Raw genomic sequence first — 22922 nt, forward strand, 5'->3', positions numbered from 1 at the left:
CCAAAAGTGTCAACCATGTCCCCGAACAGGTGTAAGCTATGTCTCCGGGCTAAACAGCAGCGAAGCAATCCAGAGTCCTTGCTCGACCCTGGATTGCTTCGCTGCGCTCGCAATGACGAGTTTTGTGGCGGCAGCGCGCACAAGCTACGTTGATTGTCCACCCGCGGCCGGCACTAGGAGGCAAGCGCGTGTGGAATCATTTGGGCGGCTCGTGAGATGGAATGGACCGACGATGGCATCGTGCTGGGCGTGCGGCGACACGGCGAATCCTCCGCTGTCGTCGAGCTGCTGACCCGCGAGCATGGCCGGCATCTCGGTCTCGTGCGCGGGGCCAGCGGCAAGCGCATGCGGCCGGTGCTGCAGCCGGGCAACACGGTGCGCGCGACCTGGCGCGCGCGGCTCGACGAGCACCTCGGCATGTACGCCATCGACGCGCTGACCTTGCGGGCGGCGGGGCTGATCTCCGCGCAACACGGCGCCTACGGCGTGACGCATCTTGCCTCGCTGGCCCGGCTGTTGCCGGAGCGCGATCCGCACGAAGACGTGTATCTGCGGCTCGAACATGCGCTCGATGATTTCGAGGATGTGGGCTGCGCCGCTGTCCACATCGTGCGCTTCGAGCTGGCGATCCTCGCCGAACTCGGCTTCGGGCTCGATCTCGAATCCTGCGCTGCGACCGGCGAGACCTCGGACCTGATCTACGTATCGCCGAAGTCGGGCGGCGCGGTGTCGCGCACGGCCGGCGCGCCATGGGCCGACCGCCTGCTGCCGTTGCCGCCCTTCCTGCGCGAGAGCGAGCAGGGCCATGGCTGGTCGCAGCAGGATCTGCTCGACGGTTTCCGGCTGACCGGCCTGTTCCTTCTGCGTCATGTGCTGGAGCCGCGCGGGCAGGGCCATTCCGACGCCCGCGAGGGCTTCATCAACGCGGTGACGCGGGCAAGGCCCGCCTTGCGATAGGGCTCGTTTTCGACGTTCGTCGTCATGTGCCCGCGCGCTCGTTCGCCAACGTCGAGACTGACGACACCGCGGGCATCGCGGCAAAGCTGATCCCGATACCGTCTCCGATTGTGACGTCATTCACATCCGTCTTCACACGACCGACGCAGGATCGTGCAACAATCCTGGTTGATGATAGTTCTCAGATCATTTTGAGGTTGCGTCGGCCGCGGGTCCTGGCGAAGATTACAGCCCTTCGACGAGATGCGTTTCGTGCGCGCCTTTTTTCATCATCGTGGGGCATTTCGATCATGAGCGATTTCGAGAACCGCAAATCCAGCAACGGGTTCACGTCCAAGCTGTGGCGTGGCGAGCGCATGACGATGATCGGCTTCGACGTTGCCGAGCCCGAACCCGACCTGGTCGGATTCTCGATCGAAGTGAAGTCGCCGGGCGCACGGGATTTTTCTCTGTTGCGCAACAGGATCGCGTTTTCCTATCCGGCGGGAGCCGGCGCGGCGGTCGACGGCAACCGGAATTTCCCGTCGACCGAGGCGCCGTTCCAGAAATTCCGCTGGATCCATTTTCCCTACCGGCCCAAGGATGGCGTCTATACGTATCGTGTTGCCAAGCAGCACATGCGCAACGACGGCACGCTGGTGGCGGGGACCAGCCTCACGCTCGACATCACGCAGAGCGCCGTGACCTATGACGGCCTGGTCGACGTCGGTTTCACCCGCAACTTCGCCTCGTCTCAGGCCTATCGCGATCAGTTCGGCAACAATGCCGAGATCATTCCCGTCGAGAGCCGCGACGGGCCGGGCTTCGACAAGCTCGACCTCACCAACGAGGCCGGCGACAGCGTCTATGAGTGGCTGGGGTTCGAGGCCTACGACCTCCTGTTCGGCTTCTTGAAAGAGGCCCTGGCGGATCCCGGGCTCACGCTCGACGTGATGGCCTATGACCTCAACGAGCCCGATGTGATCGGCCAGCTCGAGCAGTTCGGTCCGCGGCTGCGGGCGATCATCGACGATTCCAATGCCAAGGATAACAGTCACAAGCTGCCGGGCAGCGCGGAGTCGCGCAGCGCCAAGCGCTTCAAGCAGGCGGGTGCTGCCGTGCTGCGCACGCATTTCAGCAACCTCCAGCACAACAAGGTCCTGATCACGCGCCGCGACGGCAAGCCCGAGAAGGTGCTGTGCGGCTCGACCAATTTCACCTTCCGCGGCCTCTATATTCAGGCCAACAACATGCTGGTCTTTCATTCGCCTGATGTCGCCGGGCTGTTCGGCGAGATGTTCGATATCGCCTTCGAGGACCCCTCGGTCTTCCGGAAGAATGATTTCTCCAAGAAGTGGCACGCCGTCCATACCGAGGGAAAGCCGACCGTACAGCTCTGCTTCTCGCCGCACCAGGCCACCGATCTCTCGCTCAATCCGATCCGGGCCGCGATCGATCAGGCCACCTCGTCGGTGTTCTACTCGGTCGCGTTTCTGAGCCAGCTCGGCGACGGTCCGACCAAGGACGCGTTCGACCGCGTGATGGAGCGGCCGATCTTCAGCTACGGCACGGTCGACAAGCGCGGCGCCCTGGAGCTGCGCAAGCCCGACGGCTCGATCGGTCTCGTCGATTTCGCCTATCTCGCGAGCAAGGCGCCGGAGCCGTTCCGCAGCGAATGGTCCGGCGGCAAGGGCCGCAACATCCATCACAAATTCCTGGTGACCGATTTCAGCCTGCCGACCGCGAAAGTGTTCACCGGATCGAGCAACTTCTCGCCGAGCGGAGAGAAGGGCAACGGCGACCACCTCATCATGATCGAGGACCGAAAGATCGCCACCTCCTATGCGATCGAGGCCACCCGCGTGTTCGATCACCTGCAGTTTCGCAACCGGATGCGCGATGCGTTCAAGGGCAAGTCCGAGCGGCAGCGCTCCGCGTCCGCGCCTGCGGCGATCACGCTGCGCAAGCCGACGGCGTTGTCCGGTAAGCCGGCCTGGTTCGAGCGCTTCTACGTCGACGGCTCGCAGGCCGAACGCGATCGATTGCTGTTCTCGTCCTAGATATCGTTACGGACAGAGTTGGAGACGACCATGCCATTGAACGACTATTCGCTTCTCAAGGGTCGGCCCATCAACAATCGTCTGGCGTCGGGAAGCAGTCCGCACTATCAGGTGCAGGTCTCCGCCGACGGTGAGCTCTATCGCATCGCCATCAATGTCCGTTCCCAGGACGGCAGCGAGGTCGAGTTCCTGGTCCGCTCGCGCTTCGAACATCCGATCGTCGACGGCCTGAAGGCGTTTTCGGAGGGGCTGCATCCATTGGAGAGCAAGCCCGGCGGCGTGGCGCTCGATTTCATCCGGGGCAATCTGATGCAGCCGTGGGAGCTCAAGCCGCTGCCGCTGTCGGCCGCGGGCCCCGACAACGATCTCAACGAGAAAATCGACGCCTACGTTCAGCGCGCCATGTCCGACGAGACGGCTCTCATTTATGCCTTCGGCGTCGCATGGGGACCGGAGGAGAAGGCCGACCGCTATTTCGGCTTCAAGCCCGGCCGCGGTATCCACGATATCCATTTCAACCAGGGCAATCCGGCCGGCAAATACGCCGGGGACAACGGTCCCTGGCAGGACGGTGGACTGATCTTCGAGTTTCCCGACCAGCAGCAATGGGTCGCCATCTTCCTGAAGTTCCAGACCCAGGCCTGGCATTCGGACGATGTCAGCGGCGGGGTCATCCTGCCGCCCGATCCCGATCACCCGAACGCGCCGCATACGCCGCCCGACCGCGACCACATTCCGCCGCTCGACGTGCCCGACGGGCTGGTGCGGATCATCGCGGCCTATGTCAACGACGTGCGCACGCCGGAGCACGAGACGGTCACGCTGCTGAACACCGCCGATGTCGACGTCGATCTCACCGGCTGGCAGATCAAGGACAAGCAGAAGAACGCCATGCAGCTCAGCGGCACGATCGCGCGCGGCGCCACCTTGGTGGTGCCCATCGTCGCGCCGGTCGCGCTGTCGAACCGGGGCGGCATCATCACGCTGTTGAATGCCGCAGGCGTGAAGGTGCACGGCGTCTCCTATACGCGGGAACAGGCGGCGCAGCCGGGCCGCACCATCCCGTTCCAGTCGTGACCGCGTGTTGCGGCGGAGCCGTGCGCTGGCAGCGCAGGTTCGCCGCTGGCGCGGCCGCGGGGTGACGTGTACTCCTGTCACGTAAGGGCCAAGGCAAGAGGGCGGCGCATGGCTGCCCCCCGCGTATAGGCCACGGTGTGAGAGGAGAGCGTCATGGGAGTCCTGGTCGACGGCCAATGGCACGACGTCTGGTACGACACGGCGGCGTCCGGCGGCCGCTTCATCCGCAAGGATTCGGCGTTCCGCAGCTTCGTCACGGCTGACGGCCGTCCGGGCCCATCCGGCACCGGCGGCTTCGCGGCCGAAGCGGGCCGCTATCATCTCTATGTCAGCCTGGCCTGCCCGTGGGCTCACCGCACCCTGATCATGCGTGCCCTGAAGGGGCTCGATGACATGATTTCGGTATCGGTCGTGCACTGGCTGATGCGCGAGCAGGGCTGGACCTTTGCCGAGGGTCCGGGCGTCGTGGCCGACAGCGTCAATCACGCCGGCCTTCTGCACCAGATCTACACCGCCGCAGAGCCGCATTATTCCGGCCGCGTCACCGTGCCCGTACTGTGGGACAAGCAGAAGCGCACCATCGTCAACAACGAGTCGTCCGAGATCATTCGCATGCTGAACTCGGCGTTCGACGGCGTCGGCGCCAGGCAAGGTGACTATTATCCGCAAGCCCAGCGTGACGAGATCGACGCCATCAATGCGCGCGTCTACGACACGCTGAACAACGGCGTCTACAAATGCGGCTTCGCGACCACGCAAGGGGCGTATGAGGAGGCGATCGGCCCGCTGTTCGCCACGCTCGACTGGCTGGAGGAGCGGCTGTCGGCGCGCCGCTTCCTGCTCGGCAACACCTTGACCGAGGCCGACATCCGGCTGTTCACGACCCTGATCCGCTTCGATGCCGTCTGTGTCGGCCACTTCAAGTGCAACATCCGCCGCATCGCCGACTATCCGCATCTCGCAGCCTACACGCGCGATCTCTACCAATGGCCGGGAATCGCTGCGACAGTGAATTTCGAGCACATCAAGCGGCACTATTACGAGAGCCATCGCACCATCAATCCGACCGGCATCGTCCCGGTCGGGCCGCGGCAGGATTTCACCGCGCCGCATGGGCGCGAGCGCCTGGCGACGAATTGACGAGGATCCATGGCGGGTGAACGCAACCTCGATACGCTGCTGCGCACGATGGCTCCCGAGCTGCAGGACGGCGCGTTCGTGTTCTGCACTGTCGACACGCATCAGGACATCCCGGCCGGGCTGACGCCCCTCATGCTGTTCCGGGAGCGCGAAGCGATCACGCTCATCGTGCGGCGCGAGGAAGCAGAGCGGGCAGGGTTGCCCTGCCGGTTCGCCTCGCGCCTGATCACGCTCTCGGTGCTATCAGCGCTTGATGCGGTGGGTTTCCTTGCCGCGGTGACGACGAAGCTCGCGGCCGCCGGCATCAGCGTCAACGCGGTCTCGGCGTTTCACCACGATCATCTGTTCGTGCCGGAAGCACGAGGCAAGGAAGCCGTGCTGCTCTTGCATGAGCTGTCTCGCAGCGCCGCCACCTAGCGATGGCAGGACGGCGATCAGTCAGGCTTTGCTTCTGCCGACGTGATGCGATCGGCCTCGCCGGAGTCCACTCGGTTTCTTGCGTGTCGTGGCCGGCGACCGCTTCGTGTCACGCGCGGCGCGGGGGGCCGGAGGCCGGCGTGGCGCGATCAGCGTTCGCTCGGCCTGCGCGCGCACCAGGTCCATCAACATCATCGCTGCGGGCGACGGGGTCCGCCCCTTCAGCCGCAGGATGCCGAACTGCGCCATCAGCAGATCCGATGCGCGCGGCTCTTTCAGCTCGGCCACGTTGAGGCGGATCAACTGACCGGAGGCCAGCTCGTGGGTGAGAACGGCGTCGCCCGCGACGAGCACGATGTCGGAGCGAATGGCCATTTGCACCAGCAGGCTCGCGTTCTCGGATTCGAGCGCGACGTCGAAGCCGCGGCCCTCCGGCGCAGCGATGAGCGCTTCCAAGCGCCTGCCGAATTCCGGCGGCAGCGCAACGGAGGCGAAGTGCTGGCCGGCGAGCTCGCGCGCCGAAAGCTCCCGTCGGCGCGCCAACGGATGATCCGCCCGACAGTAGAAGTATCCCGGAAGGCCGCCGAGCGGCTCGATGTCGAGGCTGTCGTCGGCGCGGATGTCGGTGATGTGCGCGAGGAAGAAATCGAGCTTGCCTTGCTGCAGCACCTCCATCAGGGCGCGCCAATTGTCCTGCACCACGATGATGCGCACGGACGGGTGCTCCGAATACAGCCGCGCCATGGCATCCGGCAGAAGCGTCAGCCCGGTGAAGGCGCCGACGCCCACCGTCACCTCGCCGGCATCTCCCGAGCGGAGCAGGCGCATCTCGCGGCCGAGATCGTCGGCGCCAGACAACAGCGACCGGGCCCGTGCCACCAGCCGTTCGCCGACCGGGGTGATCTCCACCGAGCGCGAGCTGCGGTCGAACAGCCGCATCCCGGCGGCGTCCTCCAAGGTCTGCAAGCTGCGGCTCAGCGCCGACTGCGTGACGTGGGCGCGCTGGGCCGCCCGGGCGAAATGCCGCTCTTCCGCGAGGTAGACCAACTGCTGCAGCTGGCGCAGGGTGGGGGTGTACATCGATGAGCCGAAATCATTGATCCAGCCATAACAATTCATTGGATTTCTGAGACCGTCAATTCCAAAATGGCGCAAATACAAACAGGGGAAATGCCATGGCGGGGTTGGCCAAGTCGCCCCGCGCTGCGGCAGTCTCCCGGCAACAGGCTCTTCTCATGCCCAACGGTGCGCAAGCTCTGATACGGACCCTGGTCAATTCCGGCATTCGGGTCTGCTTCACCAATCCCGGCACCTCGGAGATGCATTTCGTCGCGGCGCTGGATTCCGCGCCGGAGATGCGCGCCGTGCTGTGCCTGTTCGAAGGCGTGGCGACCGGCGCGGCGGACGGCTACGCCCGCATGACCGGCACGCCCGCGGCAACGCTGCTGCATCTCGGCTGCGGCCTCGGCAACGGCCTCGCCAATCTGCACAATGCGCGCAAGGGCAAGGTGCCCGTCGTCAACATCGTCGGCGACCACGCCACCTACCATGTCCCGTATGACGCGCAGCTCCAGTCCGACATCGAGACCGTCGCGCGCAACGTCTCGCCGGAATTCGTCTGGACCTCGCAGGTGACGTCGGAATTGTGCCGCGACGCGGTGGCGGCCGTGAAGGCGGCGTGCTCCTGGCCCGGACAGGTTGCGACGCTGATCCTGCCGGCCGACGTGTCCTGGGGGGAGGGCGGCGTCGCCGAGCCGGCGCCGGTGATCGAGCCGCCGGCGGCCGCCGACGATGCGACCGTGCAGGCGGTCGCCGAGGCGATCAGGGCGGGCGGCCGCAGCGCTTTTCTGCTCGGTGGCACCGCGCTGCACGAGGAGTCGCTGCTGGCGGCCGCGCGCATCGCGGCGGCCTGCGGCGTGAAAGTCTACGCCGAGACCTTTCCGACGCGCATGCAGCGGGGAGCGGGCCTGCCGGCCGTCGAGCGCATCGCCTATCTCGCCGAGATGGCGCAGATCCAGCTCAAGGAGATCGACACCCTGATCCTGGTCGACGCCAAGGCGCCGGTGTCGTTCTTCGCCTATCCCGGCAAGAAGAGCTATCTGCCGCATGACGGCTGCAGGGTGCTGACCTTGTCGACGCCGGCGCAATGCGCCGCGGGCAGCCTGGTCAAGCTTGCGGCCGCGCTGGAGGCCAACAGCGCCACGCCGGCATTGTCACCGGCCTCGCGGCCCGGGCGTCCGCGCGGCAAGAAGCTCACCGCGGAAAAGGTCTGCAAGGCCGTGGGTCATCTCCTGCCCGAGAACGCCATCATCATCGACGAGGCGATCAGCTCCGGCCTGATGCTGTCGAAGTTCACCGCGGGCGCGCCGCGCCACGATCTGATCACCTTGACCGGCGGCGCCATCGGGCAGGGGTTGCCGAACGCGATCGGCGCGGCGATCGCCTGTCCGGACCGGCCGGTGATCGCGCTGATCGGCGACGGCAGCTCGATGTACACGATCCAGTCGCTGTGGACGATCGCGCGCGAGCGGCTCAACGTCACCGCCATCATCTTCAACAACGCCTCCTACTCCGTGCTCAATGTCGAGCTGGAGCGGGTCGGCGCCGAGGAGATCGGACCGAAGGCGCGGGCGCAGCTCGATTTGCACGGGCCGGTCCTGAAATTCGCGCAGATCGCCGACGGCATGGGCGTGCGATCGACACGCGTCACCACGCCGGACGAACTCACCAGCGCGTTGCAGGGGGCGCTGGCGCGGCCGGGGCCGCATCTGATCGAGGCGATGGTGCCGCCGGCGCTGACCGGCCTCAAGCTGAAGCTTCTGCCGCATCTCCTGGGATCGCTCGACCGCGTCCCGCTGCCGGTGGCGCGGATGCTCAAGCGCAAGATCGCGCCGTGACATGAGCGCGACGCTGCAATCCGATATCGTCATCGCCGGCGGCGGTCTCGCCGGCATCGTCACCGCGCTGGAAGCGCTGCGCGCCGGCAAGTCGGTGACCATCGTGGACAGGGACACGCCGGAGCGGTTCGGCGGGCTGGCGTTGTGGGCGTTCGGCGGCATGGCGCTGGTCGGCACGCCATTGCAGGCGCGCATGAAGATCCCGGATACACCGGAGATCGCGCTGCGCGACTGGATCAGGTTCGGCGAGCTCGACGCGGCCGAGCATTGGCCGCTGCAATGGGCGCGCTATTACGTCGAGCATTCGCGCGCCGAGGTCTACGACTGGCTGCTGGCGCACGGCGTGACCTTCATGCCGGCCGTGAACTGGGTCGAGCGCGGCCGGCACGGCGACGGCAATGCGCTGCCGCGCTACCACATCGTCTGGGGCACCTCGCAGCGGCTGACGCGCGTGATGATCGCGGCGATGCGCGCGGCCGATCGTGGCGGCAGACTGACGGTTCTGCACCGCCATCGCGTCGTCGGCCTCGATCGCGCCGGCGGCGCCGCGGCGGGCGTCGTCGCCGTCAACGAGGAGACCGGCGCCGAGATCCGCATCGCGGCCCCGTTGACGGTGCTGGCGATGGGCGGCCTAAATGGCAGCCACCAGGAGGCCCGCGCCAATTGGCTGAAGAGCCGGCCGCTGCCGGCGGCGATGCTCAATGGCGCGCATCCGTTCTCCGACGGCAAGTTGCATCACCTTGCGGCCGGGGCGCTGGGCGCTGAGATCACGCATGCCGGCGAGATGTGGAACTACGCCGCCGGCATCCCGCATCCGTTTCCGCATTTCGACGGCCACGGCCTGTCGCTGGTGCCGTGCAAATCGGCGCTGTGGCTCGACCATCGCGGCGAGCGGATCGGGCCCGAGCCGCTGGTGACCGGCTTCGACACCCATGATCTGTGCCAGCGCGTCGCGGCGCAGGAGAAGCCGTATACGTGGCATCTGTTGAACTGGCGCATCGCCGCCAAGGAATTCGCCATCTCCGGCGCCGAGCACAATCCGCGCATCCGCGACCGGCAGATGCCGATGTTCCTCAAGGAGACGCTGCTCGGCAATCATCGCCTGGTGAGGCAGATGCAGCGCGAGAGCCGGCATTTCCTGGTCGACGAGACGCTGGCTGGCCTCGCCGCCAAAATGAATGCGCTGACCGGCACCGGCGACGTGAAGCCGGAGGTGCTCCAGGCCACCGCCGACGCCTTCGACGCGAACTTTGGGAATGGCGACAAGCTCCACAACGACGACCAGTTGCGCCGCATTCTGCATGCGCGGCAATGGGGGCCGGACAAGCTCCGCACCTGCAAGCCTGCGCCGCTGCAGGCGCCGGGCGCCGGGCCGTACATCGCCATTCATATGCAACTCATCACCCGCAAGAGCCTCGGCGGCCTCAAGACCGATCTGCAGAGCCGGGTCCTCGACACCACGGGCGCGCCGATCGGCGGCCTCTACGCGGTCGGCGAAGCCGCCGGCTTCGGCGGCGGTGGCGCCTCGGGCAAGCGCTCGCTGGAAGGCACGTTCCTGCCGGGTTGCATTCTCACCGCACGGGCGGCGGTGCGCGCGATGTGACGGCTACGGGAACCGTACGAGTCCGCGGAACCGCCGCTGAATTATTGCTCGGTCACTGTCGATCCGGTGCTGCTACGTTCGTCTTCGAGGCACAGGAGATGGAGACCCGTCATGAAGATCTACTGGATCAAGGCTCAGGCGCCGCGCCGCGTGCTGGCGCTGGTGAAGCATCTCGGCGTCCCGGCCGAGTTCATCGACATCACCGGCCAAATGAAGACGCCGGATTATGCTGCGCTCAATCCCAACATGAAGGCGCCGGTGCTGGTCGACGGCGACACCGTGCTGTGGGAGTCGACCGCCATCATGGCGCACCTCTGCATCCGCGAGAGCTGCGACATGTGGCCCGCGCGCGATCCGCAGGAGCAGATCGAGGTGCTGCGCTGGCTGGCGTGGACCGATTGCCACTGGGCGCCCGCGGTCGGGCCGTTCTATTTCGAGCACATCGTGAAGAAGACGTTCGGGATCGGTGCGCCGGACCGTGCCGCGCTGGTCGCGAAGGTGCCGAACCTGAAGACGTTCGCCGCCGTGCTCGACGCGCATCTCAGGTCGCATAGCCACATTGCTTGCGACCGGCTCACCATCGCCGATTTCGCGGCCGCTTCGATGGCGACCGACTGGCGCGAGGCCGAGATGCCGATGGAGACGTTTCCGAACATCGTGCGCTGGCTCGACGGGCTGATGCGGCTGCCGGCGTGGGCCGATCCGTGGCCGGAGAAGCGCTCGGTCGCGGCCTGAGGCTCACGGCTGCGCGATGCCGTGGCCGAGCTGCTTGGAGATCTCGGCCGCGCAGGCGCGCAGGCGGTTCGCGAGCGGCGACTGCCAGCCGGCATCGAAGGTGCCGGCTGGTCCCATCGCGGTGATGACCAGCGCGACATGACCGGCGTGATCGAACACCGGCGCGGCGAAGGCATTGACGCCAGGCAGGGGATCGCCGACGGCGCGCGCCAGTCCCTGCGCGCGCACCTCGGCCAGCATCTCCGCCACTTTCGGGCTCCTCAGTGCGCGCTTCGGATTGTAGCCGACACCGAGACGGTCGAGGCCGGCGTCGAGCGCGGCCTTCACCGTCTTCGGCGGCAGGAACGCCGCGAAGGCGCGGCCGGTCGCGGTTTCCAAGAGCGCCATGATCGAGCCGACGCGCATCACGATGTGCACCGGATGGCTCGGCTCCTCCAGCCGCACCACGGTGGGGCCATTGGTGCCCCACACCGCGAGCGAGACCGCGTGATCGATGGCGCCGGCGAGCGCCGCGATCTTCGGAGTGGCGATCCGCACCGCCGACAGCCGCCGCAGGCTGATCAGTCCGAGCTCGAGCGCGAGCGGGCCGATCTCGTAGCGTCCGGTGGTTTCGTCCTGCTCGATCAAACCGATGCGCGAGAAGCTGACGAGATAGGGATGCGCCTTGGCCGGCGGCAGCCCGGCCTCGCGCGCGAGGTCGCGCAGCATCATCGGCTCGCCGCTGCGCGCCAGCGCCTGCAGCAAGGTGCCGCCGACCTCGATCGATTGGATGCCGCGGCTCTCTCGTCCCATGTCTTGTTGTGCCCCTGGTTCGGCGCCGTGCCTACACCGCCAGGAAGCCGCCGTCGACCGGCAGGGTCACGCCGTTGACGTAGGACGCCATGTCCGAGACCAGGAACGCCACGGGGCCGGCGAGCTCCTCCGGCTGGCCGACGCGGCCGAGCGGCGTGCGGCTCATGAAGCCGGCGAGCCGCTCCGGATCGTTGCGGGTCGTCTCCGTCATCGCGGTGGCGATCACGCCGGGCGCGATGGCGTTGACGCGGATGCCGTCGGCGGCGAGCTCGCGCGCCAGCGCCTGGGTCAGCGACTTCACGCCGCCCTTGGAGGGCGAGTAGCCGAGCGTGTTGCTGATGCCGATGAAGGAGGCGACGGAAGCGATGTTGACGATGGTGCCGCGCGTCGCGCGCAACGCGGCGAGAAACGCGTAGGTGACGTTGAACACGCCGTTGAGATTGACGTCGATCACCCGCTGCCAGTTCTGCGCGGCCCGCGGCGAGTCGATATTCTCTCGGATGATGATGCCGGCATTGTTGATGAGAATGGAAATCGGTCCGACCTCGGCGCGTAGCTGCGCGGCCAATGCCGCGCAGCCTGCGGCGTCGGTGACATCGAGCTTGTAGGCCCACGCCTTGCGGCCATGGCCGCGGATCTCGGCGGCGCAGCGCTCCGCACCCTCCATGTCGATGTCGGTGATCACGACATCGGCGCCGCGGCCCGCGAGTCCCAGCGCAATCGCACGGCCATTGCCATTGGCGGCGCCGGTGACCAGCGCCAGCTTTCCGGCCAACATCTGATGGTCGCTCATGCGGCGCTCCTTTGGCCCGCGCGTTCCGCGAGGTGCCGACCGGCAATGTAGCCGAAGGTCAGCGCCGGTCCCAGCGTGATGCCGGCACCCGGATAGTTGCCGCCCATGATGCTCGCCATGTCGTTGCCGGCGGCATAGAGCCCCTCGATCGGCTGTCCCCCGGCGTCGAGCGCGCGGGCATGCTCGTCGGTGCGGATGCCGGCATAGGTGCCGAGATCGCCGATCACCATCTTGATCGCGTAGAACGGCCCGTCCTTGATCGGCGCCACGCACGGGTTCGGCCCATGCAGCGCGTCGCCCTGATAGCGATTGTAGGCGCGCGAGCCCTTGCCGAACGTGGGATCCTGGCCCAGCGCGGCATCGGCGTTGAACGCGGCCACGGTTGCTTCGAGCCCCCGCGGATCGATGCCCGTCGTGCTCGCGAGTTCGGCCAGCGTCGCGCCGCGCTTGAGATAGCCGGTGCTCAGATGATGCCCGAGCGGCATCGGGAACGGCGGCACGCAGCCGAGGCCATAGCGGCGCAAGGAGCGGTGGTCGGTGATCAGCCAGGCCGCGATCTCGCGTCCCGGCTTGGCCGCCTTGACCATCGCCTGCACGAAGTCGTGGTAGGAGTTGCCTTCATTGGCGAAGCGCACGCCATCCGCGGTCACCGCGATCACGCCCGGCTTGGCGCGGTCGATGAAGTGCGGCATCACGCCCTTGCTGCCGTCCTTGCGCGTGGTGACGGAGACCGGCACCCAGGCCGCCGCATGCGGCAGGCCATCCTCGACCCGGCCGCCGACGGCTTCCGCGAGCCGCAGGCCGTCGCCGGTGTTGCCGACAGGGCCGGGCGACACATGCTCCTGTCCGGTCGGCGCATGCGGAAACATCGCCTTGCGCCTGTCGACGTCATGCGGGAAGCCGCCGCAGGCCAGCACCACGCCGAGCCGCGCATTGACGCGGATACGTCGGCCCTGGCGCATCACCACGGCGCCGCGCACGGCCTCGCCGTCGCGGATCAGCTCGGCCACCGGCGACGACAGCCAGAGCGGAATCCCGAGATCGAATGCCGACTTCGCCAGCCGCCCCGCCAGCGCATTGCCGTTGGTCAAGGTCATGCCGCGGCCGTGGCGCAGCACGTCCAGCGCATGCTTCGACAGCCGCTTGGCGACGTAGAACGCTGACGCCAGCGACTTGGTCGCGCGCATGAAATGGATGATCTCCTTGCCGGAGCCGAGCATCATGCCGAACACGGTGAGCTCGGGCAGCGGCTGGCCGAGATCCTTGATGTGGTCGCCGAGTTCGCGACCGTCGAACGGCCGCGTGACCATCGAGCGGCCGCCTTGCGTGCCGCCCGGTGCCTCGGCGTGATAGTCCGGAAAGGTCAGCGGCATGTCGAACTTCAGCGCGGTCTTGCTGGTGAAGAAGTCGACCGCCTCCGGGCCCTTGCTCAGGAACGCGTCGACCCGCGCCGCATCGTAGCTGTTGCCGGCCTCGTGGCGCAGATAGCTGCGCGCCAGCTCGGGCGGCTCGTCGATGCCCCAGGCCTTGGCCAGCGACGTGCCCGGAATCCACAGCCAGCCGCCGGAGCGCGCCGTGGTGCCGCCGAAGCGCGGCTCCTTCTCGGTGACGACGACCTTCAGCCCGGCCTGGGCGGCGGTGACCGCCGCCGACAGCCCGGCGCAGCCCGAGCCGACCACCAGCACGTCGCAATCATGGGTTTCGCCGGCCTGGTGATCTGCTCCGCTCATGCGCGCGCTCCTACTTCTTCAGCAGCGGGCACTTGGATTCGGAGACCGGCCGGAACGCATCCTCGCCCTTCACGGTCTTGACGATCTCCAGGTAGTCCCACGGCTCCTTCGACTCCGACGGCTTCTTGACGCGGGCGAGATACATGTCGCGGATGACGCGACCGTCCTCGCGAAGCTTGCCGCCGTGAACGAACGTATCCTCGATCGGCAGCTCGCGCATCTTCGCCATGACAGCCTTCGGATCGTCTGTACCGGCCGCCTTGATCGCCTTGAGATAGTGCAGCACCGAGCCATAGACGCCGGTCTGGATCATCGTCGGCATCACCTTGGCGCGGGCGTAGAACTTCTTCGACCAGGCGCGGGTGGCATCGTCCATGTTCCAGTACGACGCCGTCGTCATGTAGGTGCCTTGCGCCGCCTCGAGCCCGATCGCATGCACGTCGGTGTCGAACATCAGGAGACCGACCAGCTTCTGGCCGCCCTTCACCAGGCCGAACTCGCCGGACTGCTTGATGGCGTTGTCGGTGTCCTGGCCGGCATTGGCGAAGGCGACGACGTCGGCCTTCGAGCTCTGCGCCTGCAAGGCGAAGGAGGAGAAGTCAGCGGTGTTGGTCGGATGCTTGACGCCGCCCAGGATGGTGCCGCCGAGCTCCTTGATGAAGCGCGTCGCGTCCTTCTCCAGTTGCTGGCCGAACGCGTAGTCCGCCGTGATGAAGTACCAGGACTTGCCGCCCTGGCCGATCACGGCCGAGGTCGTCACCTTGGACAGCGCATAGGTGTCGTAGGTGAAGTGGACGGTGTTGGGGCTGCACAGCTCGTCGGTCAGCGAGCTCGCGCCCGGACCTGACAGCAGCGCGATCTTGTTGCGCTCGCGCACCATGTTGTGCACGGCGATCGCGATGCCGGAATTGGGAATGTCGACCACGGCATCGACCTTGCCGTTGTCGAACCAGTCGCGCACGACCGTGGTGCCGACGTCGGTCTTCATCTGGTGATCGGCGCTGATGATCTCGATCGGCTTGCCCAGCACGGTGGGCCCGAATTCCTCGACCGCCATCTTCGCCGCCTCGACCGAGCCCGGCCCGCTGTTGTCGCGCCCCCAGCTCGAGAGATCGGTGAGCACGCCGATCCGCACCACGTCGTCGGACACCTGGGCCGAGGCGTGGGTCGAAATGAATGTCGTCGTTGCCAGAAACGCGCAGGCGAGCCACTGCCGTCGCATGAAGATCCTCCCCGTTTGCCCCGCTCTGTCGGCGGTGGCAGCGAGTTAGACATTGACGAATTGGTTTGTCAATTACGAATGGGTGCGATGCAGCGCACAACGACTGTGGAGGTCGTCGCGGATATCGGATGGCGGCTGGGTAGCGCGATGCGCGCTACACGCGCGGCATGATCTGCAATTCGAGCAGCGCCAGTCGTTGCATCGCGGCAGGATCCCGCTCTCCGGTCTTGGCGGCACGCAGCACCGATTCGGCAAGCAGGGTGACATGGGTCGAGCTCACCGGCTCGGGCAGCGCGGCGATGGCACTGTCGAGGGCCTGCGTCATCAGCACGATGACATCAGGCGAAAACGCAGCGTCTGAAAAATCCTTCATGCAGAACTGTCCGCAGCAGGGGCTTCAGTCGAAAATCGGTTGACGCAACGCGTGTTGATGTTGTCGGCAACGCGCCAGCCGCGGCTCCGGTTCCGGCTCTTCCGAGCTTCGGATCAGCAGAATCGCTGATCTGCCATGCGCAAACTGCCCGTCGAGCCAATCTGCCGCAGGCCGATCAGCTTGTGTCGTCGGGCAAATCAGGACGATGCTTCCGCCCATCCCGCCTCACCGAAGGGGCGTTACGCGCGATCGTCACGATACGCGAGGCGGGGAGCGGTGGCCTGTCGGATCGCAGCGTGCTCTATGCGCGTGGACGAACGAGTCCGGCAGGACGATGAAATCGCAGCGTCCTGGCGCCCCGATGCTGGCGTCAAGCCGGCGATGGATGCCTCAGGCATCGCGCTGACGACGGTGGCTAACAAGCCCGGACACCGGGGAGACTGCGTATAAATCGTAAGCCCATCGCGCAGGGAGGGCCGGGTCGTCCGGCTGACCTGTGGTACCTGCCGCCTGCATTTTTTTCGCAGGCGGGCCACGGGCCTCAGTCGAGGTCCGGCCTTCCCTGCGCCCTCTGATTGGAGAGGGTGATCGATGTGATAGCTCGGACGCTGATCGCGTCGCGAGAAGGTTTGACCATGTCTTCAGCAAAGGCATTGAAGCGATGGTGGACGAGGAGCTGCCACGCACTCGTCATGCCCGGGCTTGTCCCGGGCATCCACGTCGTTCGGCGTGCGCTGTGCAACGTGGATGGCCGGGACAAGCCCGGCCATGACGTGCAAGACGTGAGGTCTGTCGCCTCACCGGCCTCCGGCTGCTCATTCACCAGAGCGCGAGCTACCCCTTGATGAACGCCAGCAGGTCCGCATTGATCACGTCGGCATGCGTCGTCGCCATGCCGTGCGGGAAACCGGGATAGGTCTTCAAGGTCCCATGCTTCAGCAGCTTGATGCCGATGCGCGCGGAGTCGTCGATCGGGACGATCTGGTCGTCCTCGCCATGCATCAGCAGCACTGGCACGTCGATCGCCTTGAGATCCTCGGTGAAGTCGGTTTCCGAGAACGCCTTGATGCAATCATAGTGTGCCTTGGTGCCGCCCATCATGCCCTGGCGCCACCAGTTGCGGATCACGCCTTCGGAGATCTTGGCGCCGTCGCGGTTGAAGCCGTAGAACGGGCCGGTCGGAATATCGAGGAAGAACTGTGCGCGATTGGCGGCGAGCGCGGCGCGGAAGCCGTCGAACACCTCGATCGGCAGTCCGCCGGGGTTCTTGTCGGACTTGACCATGACCGGCGGCACCGCGCCGAGCAGGGCGGCCTTGGCGACGCGGCCTTTGCCGTGCTTCGCCACGTAGCGCGCGACCTCGCCGCCGCCGGTGGAGTGACCGACGTGAACCGCGTCCCTGAGGTCGAGCTTGGCGGCGAGCGCCGCAACGTCGGCCGCGTAGGTGTCCATCTCGTTGCCGGTCTCGGTCTGGCTCGAGCGGCCATGGCCACGGCGGTCATGCGCGATGACGCGAAAGCCCTTGTCGAGGAAGAACAGCATCTGCGCGTCCCAATCGTCGGACGACAATGGCCAGCCATGATGAAAGACGATGGGCCGGCCCGAGCCCCAATCCTTGTAGAAGATCTGCGTGCCGTCCGATGTCGTCACGAATCCTGAGCTCATGGGATGTCTGCCTTTCTCACGGGATGGGATCTGCCGCGTTCAAGGCGCGGCGTGATGGCGCTCCTCGTCGCGTCGATACGCAGCCAAGGATGTCCGCGGCTACCTTAGCGATGGAGGGTGACGATCTCAGCAACACAGACTCGTGTGCGACATCGTTGCACCTCGACGGGACGCGCGATGGCTGCCCAATCCGTGAGCGTAGCGACATGCCTCGGCGGCGCGTCACCTGCATGATTTGCAGGCTGTTTTGCGGTTCCGCGGCCGAACATCCGGTTTTTTCCTCCTGGAACCGTGCAGGGCCGTCATTGCGCCCCGACGCCTCATCGCATAAAGCGTGTTCCCAAATCGTTCAATTCAGCTCAAGCTCCTGGGCTAACCCACTGAAAGCTCAACGCTAATGGGAAAATCACTGATTCCGCCGGAGCCGGCGGAGATTCACGAGGTCGCGCTGCGCGAGGCGCTGGAGGAGCGCTATCTCGCCTACGCGCTCTCGACCATCATGCACCGGGCGCTGCCCGACGCGCGCGACGGCCTCAAGCCGGTGCACCGGCGCATCCTTTACGGCATGCGGCTGCTGCGGCTCGATCCCGGCACCGCGTTCAAGAAGTCCGCCAAGATCGTCGGCGACGTGATGGGCTCGTTCCATCCGCATGGCGACCAGGCGATCTACGACGCGATGGTCCGCCTCGCGCAGGACTTTTCCTCGCGCTATCCGCTGGTCGACGGCCAGGGCAATTTCGGCAACATCGACGGCGATAATCCGGCGGCCTATCGCTACACCGAAGCGCGCATGACCGACGTCGCGCGGCTGCTGCTCGAAGGCATCGACGAGGACGGCGTCGAGTTCCGGCCGAACTATGACGGCCAGTCCAAGGAGCCGGTGGTGCTGCCCGGCGGCTTCCCGAACCTGCTCGCCAACGGCGCGCAGGGCATCGCGGTGGGCATGGCGACCTCGATCCCGCCGCACAACGCCGCCGAGCTGTGTGACGCCGCGCTGCATCTGATCGAGAAGCCCGACGCCAAGTCGCGCGCGCTGCTGCGCTGGGTGAAGGGCCCGGACTTCCCGACCGGCGGCACCGTGATCGATTCAAAGGAATCGATCATCGAGGCCTACACCACCGGCCGCGGCTCGTTCCGCGTCCGCGCCAAGTGGAAGCAGGAGGAGGGCAACCGCGGCACCTGGATCGTCGTCATCACCGAGATTCCCTATCTCGTGCAGAAGTCGCGCCTGGTCGAGAAGATCGCCGAGCTGCTCAACGAGAAGAAGCTGCCGCTGGTCGGCGACGTCCGCGACGAATCCGCCGAGGACGTGCGGCTCGTGATCGAGCCGAAGTCGAAGAACGTCGATCCGGCGCTGATGATGGAATCGCTGTTCCGGCTCACCGATCTCGAGAGCAAGATTCCGCTGAACCTCAACGTGCTGATCAAGGGCAAGATTCCGAAGGTGGTCGGGCTTGCCGAGTGCCTGCGCGAATGGCTCGATCATCTGCGCGACGTGCTGCTGCGGCGCTCGAACTACCGCAAGAAGCAGATCGAGAACCGGCTGGAGATTCTCGGCGGCTACCTGATCGCCTACCTCAACATCGACGAGGTGATCAGGATCATCCGCACCGAGGACGAGCCGAAGCCGGTCCTGATGAAGACGTTCAAGCTCACCGAGGTCCAGGCCGAGGCCATCCTCAACATGCGCCTGCGTAGCTTGCGCAAGCTCGAGGAAATGGAGATCCGTACCGAGGACAAGAACCTGCGCGGCGAGCTGAAGGGCATCAACGCGCTGCTCGGTTCCGAGCAGCTGCAATGGGCCAAGGTCGGCGAGCAGGTCAAGACCGTGCGCGACCTGTTCGGGCCGAAGACGCCGCTCGGCAAGCGCCGCACCAATTTCGCCGACGCGCCCGAGCATGATCTCGCCGCGATCGAGGAGGCCTTCATCGAGCGTGAGCCGGTCACGGTCGTCGTCTCCGACAAGGGCTGGGTGCGTACGCTGAAAGGCCACGTCGCCGATCTCTCGAACCTGCAGTTCAAGACCGACGACCAGCTCGGCCAATGGTTCTTCGCCGAGAACACCTCGAAGGTGCTGCTGTTCGCCACCAATGGCAAGTTCTACTCGCTCGACGTCGGCAAGCTGCCGGGCGGACGCGGCCATGGCGAGCCTATCCGCATGTTCATCGACCTCGACCAGGACGCGTCCATCGTTTCGATGTTCGTCACCAAGGGCGAGCGCAAGTTCCTGGTGGCGGCGTCCGATGGCCAGGGTTTCGTGGTCAAGGAAGAGGACTGCGTCAGCAACACCCGCAAGGGCAAGCAGGTGCTGAACGTGACGGCGCCCGCGGAAGCGCGCGCGATCTGCACGGTCACCGGCGATCAGGTCGCGGTCATCGGCACCAACCACAAGATGGTGGTGTTCGGCCTCGACCAGGTCCCGGAGATGGCGCGCGGCCGCGGCGTGCGTCTGCAGAAGTACACCAGCGCGCAACTGTCCGACGTCACGACGTTCGAGCAGAAGCAGGGGCTGGCCTGGAAGGATTCCGCCGGCCGCGACCAGGGCCTGAGCTGGAAGGAATTGGCCGATTACCGCGGCAACCGCGCCGATGCCGGCCGCATCGCGCAGGGCCTGCCGAAGTCGAACAAGTTCAACCGGCCGATCGAGTAGCGACGTAATAGTATCCGTCCGGCGGCCGTCTATATCAGACAGCGGGCGATCGCGAGGTGCGCGATCGCCCGGAGACATGTTGGATGGCGCACTCGCATTCTCATCATCCCGACCATGATCATTCCCATGATCATGGCTCCCCGCACGCCCATGGCCACGCCGGCCACAGCCACGCGCCCGCCAGCTTCGGCACGGCGTTCGCGATCGGCGTGTCGCTCAACACGGCCTTCGTCATCGCCGAGCTCATCTTCGGCTATGCCGCGCATTCGCTGGCGCTGATCTCGGACGCCGTCCACAATCTCTCCGACGTGATGTCGCTGCTCCTGGCCTGGGGCGCGCTGTGGCTGTCGGGCCGGCGGCCGACCGACCGCCACACCTATGGCTATCGCCGCGCCTCGATCCTGGCCGCGCTGATCAATGCCGGCCTGCTGCTGCTCGTGGTCGGCGGCATCGCCGTCGAGGCCTTCGACCGCCTGCGCAATCCGGACGAGGTCGCCGGCACGACCGTGCTGTGGGTGGCTGCGCTCGGCATCGTCATCAACGGCGCCACCGCGATGCTGTTCATGCGTGGCCGCGACACCGACCTCAATATTCGCGGCGCCTACCTGCACATGGCCGCCGACGCCGCCGTGTCGTTCGGCGTGGTCATCGCGGCGCTGGTGACGATCTGGACCGGATGGCTGTGGGTCGACCCGGTGGTCAGCCTGATCATCGCGCTCGTGGTGCTCCTGAGCGGCTGGGATCTCGCCCGCGACAGCGTCAATCTGGCGCTCGACGCCGTGCCGCGCGACATCGCCCTGCCGGCGGTACGCGATTATCTCGCCTCCCTCGACGGCGTCAGCGAGGTGCACGACCTCCACGTCTGGGCGATGAGCACCAACGAGACCGCGTTGACGGCGCATCTGGTAAGGGCAGGCGGAACGGATGATGCCTTCCTGCATCGCGTCTGCGCTGAGCTGTCCCATCGCTTCAATATCCAGCATCCCACCCTGCAGATCGAGGCCGATGGCTGCGCCTGCAAGCTCGCTCCCGCCGACGTGGTGTGAGCAGTACGCGAATGTGCCCTCGGCACGCAACGACTGGACAGCCCATGCCCGTGACGATCTTCCACAATCCCGCCTGCGGCACGTCGCGCAACACGCTCGCAATGATCCGCGCCTCGGGTGAGGAGCCCGAGGTGATCGAATATCTGAAGACGCCGCCGAGCCGCGAGCAGCTGATCGCGCTGATCAACGCGATGGGCGTCAAGGTGCGCGACGTGCTGCGCGAAAAGGGAACGCCCTATGCCGAGCTTGGGCTGGGCGATCCCCAATGGACCGACGACCAGCTGATCGAGGCGATGCTCGCGCACCCCATCCTGATCAACCGGCCGATCGTGGTGACCAGCAAGGGCGCGCGGCTCTGCCGCCCGTCCGAACTCGTGCTCGACCTGCTCGATCATCCCGTCTCCTCCTTCACCAAGGAGGACGGCGAGGTGGTGAGCCGGCCTGGCTGAAGCTTTCCGGATCGTGACGCGTTGGTGAGTTGAAACCATGGATACGGCGACCCGTCTCGAAGTGGCGAACTGGCTCGTGGCTCAGAGCCTGACCGGCATGCCGGAAAACGAGATCCTGCGCGGCTTCTGCGAGCGCTGCCGCGCGGCCGGACTCGAATTGTCACGCAGCCTCGCGATCATCGACACGCTGCATCCGATCTTCGAGGGGCGTGGCTTCCGCTGGAACGATTTCGACACGAACGAGGCCGACAGCTTCGAATATGGCTCCAGCAATGAGGGAGAGGCGGCACAGAACTGGCGGCGCTCGGTCTTCCACCACATGCTGGAGAACGGCCATGACGAGTTCAGCATCGACTTCCTGAATTGTGCGCATCTCGATTTTCCGATCATCGAGGAGCTTACCGCACAGGGGCATCGGCACTATCTCGCCTTCGTGCACCGGTTCGGCGAAGCCGGCACGCTCGGCCAGATGGACTGCTTCTATTCGAACTGGCTGACGCGGCGTGACGGCGGCTTCACCGACACGCAGGTCGGCGCATTGCGCGACCTTGTCCCGCTGCTCGCGCTGACGATCAAATCCGCGCAGCAGGTCGACATCGTGCGAACCCTTGGCCGCGTCTATCTCGGCCGCGATGCGTCGGAGCAGGTGCTGCGCGGCCGCATCTCCCGCGGTGTCACCGAGCGCATCAATGCCGTGCTGTGGTTCTCCGACCTGCGCAGCTCGACCGCGATCAGCGAGAGCATCTCGCCGGACGAGATCATCCCGCTGCTCAACGACTATGCGGAGGCGTCGATCGACGCGATCTACGAGTCCGGTGGCGACGTGCTGAAGCTGATCGGCGATGGCGTGCTGGCGATCTTCACCGGCGGCGACATGGCCTCGGCCCGTCACGCCGCGCTGCGCGCCGAGCATCGCTTTCGGCTGAACATCCTGAAGCTGAACGCACGGCGCGCCGGCGAGGGACGGCCTGTCACCTCGGCCTATGTCGGCCTGCATGTCGGTGAGGTGTTCTACGGCAATATCGGCAGCGAGGACCGGCTCGACTTCACCGTCGTGGGACCGGCCGTCAACGAGGTCAGCCGCATCGCCTCGATGTGCCGCTCGGTCGATCGCGAACTGTTGGCATCCTCCGAATTCTGCGAGGGGCTCGACGGCGAAGGTCGGCGCTATCTGGTGTCGACCGGGCGCTACGCGCTGCGCGGCATCGGCCGCGCGCAGGATCTGTTCACGCTGGATCCGGACATTGCCGGCAGCGCCTCGGCCACGCGGGCCTACGAGAACTACCTGGCGGACGAGATGTCGCACCCTTGACCCACGTCAATGCCCAGCAGAAGCG

General features: G+C 66.2%; 19 protein-coding genes. 12 read left to right on the forward strand and 7 right to left on the reverse strand.

The genetic code is table 11. The features are described 5' to 3' along the window. Positions 1-216 precede the first annotated feature (216 nt). From recO to ACQR10_RS16915, 5 genes are all read left to right on the forward strand, one after another. A complete protein-coding gene (gene recO, locus ACQR10_RS16895) occupies positions 217-957 on the forward strand; it encodes a DNA repair protein RecO (protein ID WP_316217804.1) in 741 nt (246 codons plus the stop codon). Between the two features lie 290 nt (positions 958-1247). Continuing rightward, positions 1248-2996, forward strand: a complete 1749-nt coding sequence (locus ACQR10_RS16900; protein ID WP_316217805.1) for a phospholipase D-like domain-containing protein — start codon at positions 1248-1250, stop codon at positions 2994-2996. 30 nt (positions 2997-3026) lie between these two features. Further along, positions 3027-4073, forward strand: a complete 1047-nt coding sequence (locus tag ACQR10_RS16905) for a DUF2278 family protein (RefSeq protein ID WP_315803994.1) — start codon at positions 3027-3029, stop codon at positions 4071-4073. Between the two features lie 153 nt (positions 4074-4226). Further along, positions 4227-5213 carry a glutathione S-transferase family protein gene (locus ACQR10_RS16910; RefSeq protein WP_316217806.1) on the forward strand — a complete coding sequence of 329 codons (987 nt, stop codon included), beginning with the start codon at positions 4227-4229 and terminating at the stop codon, positions 5211-5213. Between the two features lie 9 nt (positions 5214-5222). Next, entirely contained in the window at positions 5223-5630 is a 408-nt protein-coding gene (locus ACQR10_RS16915) for an ACT domain-containing protein (protein WP_434893287.1), read from the forward strand. A gap of 21 nt (positions 5631-5651) precedes the next feature. On the opposite strand, the gene ACQR10_RS16920 is transcribed toward ACQR10_RS16915, so the two are convergent. Further along, complete coding sequence (locus tag ACQR10_RS16920; RefSeq protein WP_315803991.1) at positions 5652-6710, reverse strand: LysR family transcriptional regulator; 1059 nt, start codon at positions 6708-6710, stop codon at positions 5652-5654. 155 nt (positions 6711-6865) lie between these two features. Between ACQR10_RS16920 and ACQR10_RS16925 the strand changes: the two genes are divergently transcribed. The 3 genes from ACQR10_RS16925 (at position 6866) to ACQR10_RS16935 (ending at position 10865) form a co-directional block, all read left to right on the forward strand. Beyond that, positions 6866-8527, forward strand: a complete 1662-nt coding sequence (locus ACQR10_RS16925; RefSeq protein WP_434912016.1) for an acetolactate synthase large subunit — start codon at positions 6866-6868, stop codon at positions 8525-8527. A gap of 1 nt (position 8528) precedes the next feature. Next, positions 8529-10130: an FAD-binding protein gene (locus ACQR10_RS16930; protein WP_434912017.1), complete on the forward strand. Its 1602-nt coding sequence runs from the start codon at positions 8529-8531 to the stop codon at positions 10128-10130. Between the two features lie 111 nt (positions 10131-10241). Next, positions 10242-10865, forward strand: coding sequence for a glutathione S-transferase family protein (locus ACQR10_RS16935; RefSeq protein ID WP_316237444.1), 624 nt, complete (start codon positions 10242-10244; stop codon positions 10863-10865). 3 nt (positions 10866-10868) lie between these two features. Here the strand turns inward: ACQR10_RS16935 and ACQR10_RS16940 are convergent, their stop codons facing one another. The 6 genes from ACQR10_RS16940 to ACQR10_RS16965 form a co-directional block, all read right to left on the reverse strand. Then, a complete protein-coding gene (locus ACQR10_RS16940; protein ID WP_315803987.1) occupies positions 10869-11657 on the reverse strand; it encodes an IclR family transcriptional regulator in 789 nt (262 codons plus the stop codon). Between the two features lie 31 nt (positions 11658-11688). Then, positions 11689-12450, reverse strand: a complete 762-nt coding sequence (locus ACQR10_RS16945) for an SDR family NAD(P)-dependent oxidoreductase (RefSeq protein ID WP_315803986.1) — start codon at positions 12448-12450, stop codon at positions 11689-11691. After that, positions 12447-14180: an FAD-dependent oxidoreductase gene (locus tag ACQR10_RS16950; RefSeq protein ID WP_434884848.1), complete on the reverse strand. Its 1734-nt coding sequence runs from the start codon at positions 14178-14180 to the stop codon at positions 12447-12449. The genes ACQR10_RS16945 and ACQR10_RS16950 overlap by 4 nt, the downstream gene beginning before the upstream one ends. A 10-nt stretch (positions 14181-14190) precedes the next feature. Continuing rightward, positions 14191-15402, reverse strand: coding sequence for an ABC transporter substrate-binding protein (locus ACQR10_RS16955; RefSeq protein WP_315803984.1), 1212 nt, complete (start codon positions 15400-15402; stop codon positions 14191-14193). Positions 15403-15556: 154 nt separating this feature from the next. Further along, positions 15557-15775, reverse strand: a complete 219-nt coding sequence (locus tag ACQR10_RS16960) for a hypothetical protein (RefSeq protein ID WP_315803983.1) — start codon at positions 15773-15775, stop codon at positions 15557-15559. Positions 15776-16609: 834 nt separating this feature from the next. After that, on the reverse strand, positions 16610-17440 hold the full coding sequence (locus ACQR10_RS16965) for an alpha/beta fold hydrolase (protein WP_316181554.1): 831 nt from the start codon (positions 17438-17440) through the stop codon (positions 16610-16612). A gap of 397 nt (positions 17441-17837) precedes the next feature. Between ACQR10_RS16965 and parC the strand changes: the two genes are divergently transcribed. The 4 genes from parC to ACQR10_RS16985 all read left to right on the forward strand — a co-directional run bounded on the left by parC (position 17838) and on the right by ACQR10_RS16985 (position 22897). Further along, the gene (gene parC / locus ACQR10_RS16970; protein ID WP_316217814.1) at positions 17838-20090 is read left to right on the forward strand and encodes a DNA topoisomerase IV subunit A; all 2253 of its coding nucleotides are present in this window, start codon (positions 17838-17840) and stop codon (positions 20088-20090) included. Positions 20091-20173: 83 nt separating this feature from the next. Further along, entirely contained in the window at positions 20174-21136 is a 963-nt protein-coding gene (locus ACQR10_RS16975; RefSeq protein WP_315805840.1) for a cation diffusion facilitator family transporter, read from the forward strand. 44 nt (positions 21137-21180) lie between these two features. Next, complete coding sequence (gene arsC, locus ACQR10_RS16980; RefSeq protein ID WP_316217815.1) at positions 21181-21585, forward strand: arsenate reductase (glutaredoxin); 405 nt, start codon at positions 21181-21183, stop codon at positions 21583-21585. 37 nt (positions 21586-21622) lie between these two features. Beyond that, positions 21623-22897: an adenylate/guanylate cyclase domain-containing protein gene (locus tag ACQR10_RS16985; RefSeq protein WP_316181550.1), complete on the forward strand. Its 1275-nt coding sequence runs from the start codon at positions 21623-21625 to the stop codon at positions 22895-22897. Positions 22898-22922: the final 25 nt, after the last annotated feature.

Origin of the sequence: Bradyrhizobium sp. HKCCYLRH2060, assembly GCF_051168135.1 — a bacterium.
Taxonomy (GTDB): Bacteria; Pseudomonadota; Alphaproteobacteria; order Rhizobiales; family Xanthobacteraceae; genus Bradyrhizobium.

What these genes read in the sequence shown, in the direction of transcription:
- recO (WP_316217804.1), top strand. Translation starts at nt 217, where the DNA reads ATGGAATGGACCGACGATGGCATCGTGCTGGGCGTGCGGCGACACGGC.
- ACQR10_RS16900 (WP_316217805.1), top strand. Translation starts at nt 1,248, where the DNA reads ATGAGCGATTTCGAGAACCGCAAATCCAGCAACGGGTTCACGTCCAAG.
- ACQR10_RS16905 (WP_315803994.1), top strand. Translation starts at nt 3,027, where the DNA reads ATGCCATTGAACGACTATTCGCTTCTCAAGGGTCGGCCCATCAACAAT.
- ACQR10_RS16910 (WP_316217806.1), top strand. Translation starts at nt 4,227, where the DNA reads ATGGGAGTCCTGGTCGACGGCCAATGGCACGACGTCTGGTACGACACG.
- ACQR10_RS16915 (WP_434893287.1), top strand. Translation starts at nt 5,223, where the DNA reads ATGGCGGGTGAACGCAACCTCGATACGCTGCTGCGCACGATGGCTCCC.
- ACQR10_RS16920 (WP_315803991.1), bottom strand. Translation starts at nt 6,710, where the DNA reads ATGTACACCCCCACCCTGCGCCAGCTGCAGCAGTTGGTCTACCTCGCG.
- ACQR10_RS16925 (WP_434912016.1), top strand. Translation starts at nt 6,866, where the DNA reads ATGCCCAACGGTGCGCAAGCTCTGATACGGACCCTGGTCAATTCCGGC.
- ACQR10_RS16930 (WP_434912017.1), top strand. Translation starts at nt 8,529, where the DNA reads ATGAGCGCGACGCTGCAATCCGATATCGTCATCGCCGGCGGCGGTCTC.
- ACQR10_RS16935 (WP_316237444.1), top strand. Translation starts at nt 10,242, where the DNA reads ATGAAGATCTACTGGATCAAGGCTCAGGCGCCGCGCCGCGTGCTGGCG.
- ACQR10_RS16940 (WP_315803987.1), bottom strand. Translation starts at nt 11,657, where the DNA reads ATGGGACGAGAGAGCCGCGGCATCCAATCGATCGAGGTCGGCGGCACC.
- ACQR10_RS16945 (WP_315803986.1), bottom strand. Translation starts at nt 12,450, where the DNA reads ATGAGCGACCATCAGATGTTGGCCGGAAAGCTGGCGCTGGTCACCGGC.
- ACQR10_RS16950 (WP_434884848.1), bottom strand. Translation starts at nt 14,180, where the DNA reads ATGAGCGGAGCAGATCACCAGGCCGGCGAAACCCATGATTGCGACGTG.
- ACQR10_RS16955 (WP_315803984.1), bottom strand. Translation starts at nt 15,402, where the DNA reads ATGCGACGGCAGTGGCTCGCCTGCGCGTTTCTGGCAACGACGACATTC.
- ACQR10_RS16960 (WP_315803983.1), bottom strand. Translation starts at nt 15,775, where the DNA reads ATGAAGGATTTTTCAGACGCTGCGTTTTCGCCTGATGTCATCGTGCTG.
- ACQR10_RS16965 (WP_316181554.1), bottom strand. Translation starts at nt 17,440, where the DNA reads ATGAGCTCAGGATTCGTGACGACATCGGACGGCACGCAGATCTTCTAC.
- parC (WP_316217814.1), top strand. Translation starts at nt 17,838, where the DNA reads ATGGGAAAATCACTGATTCCGCCGGAGCCGGCGGAGATTCACGAGGTC.
- ACQR10_RS16975 (WP_315805840.1), top strand. Translation starts at nt 20,174, where the DNA reads ATGGCGCACTCGCATTCTCATCATCCCGACCATGATCATTCCCATGAT.
- arsC (WP_316217815.1), top strand. Translation starts at nt 21,181, where the DNA reads ATGCCCGTGACGATCTTCCACAATCCCGCCTGCGGCACGTCGCGCAAC.
- ACQR10_RS16985 (WP_316181550.1), top strand. Translation starts at nt 21,623, where the DNA reads ATGGATACGGCGACCCGTCTCGAAGTGGCGAACTGGCTCGTGGCTCAG.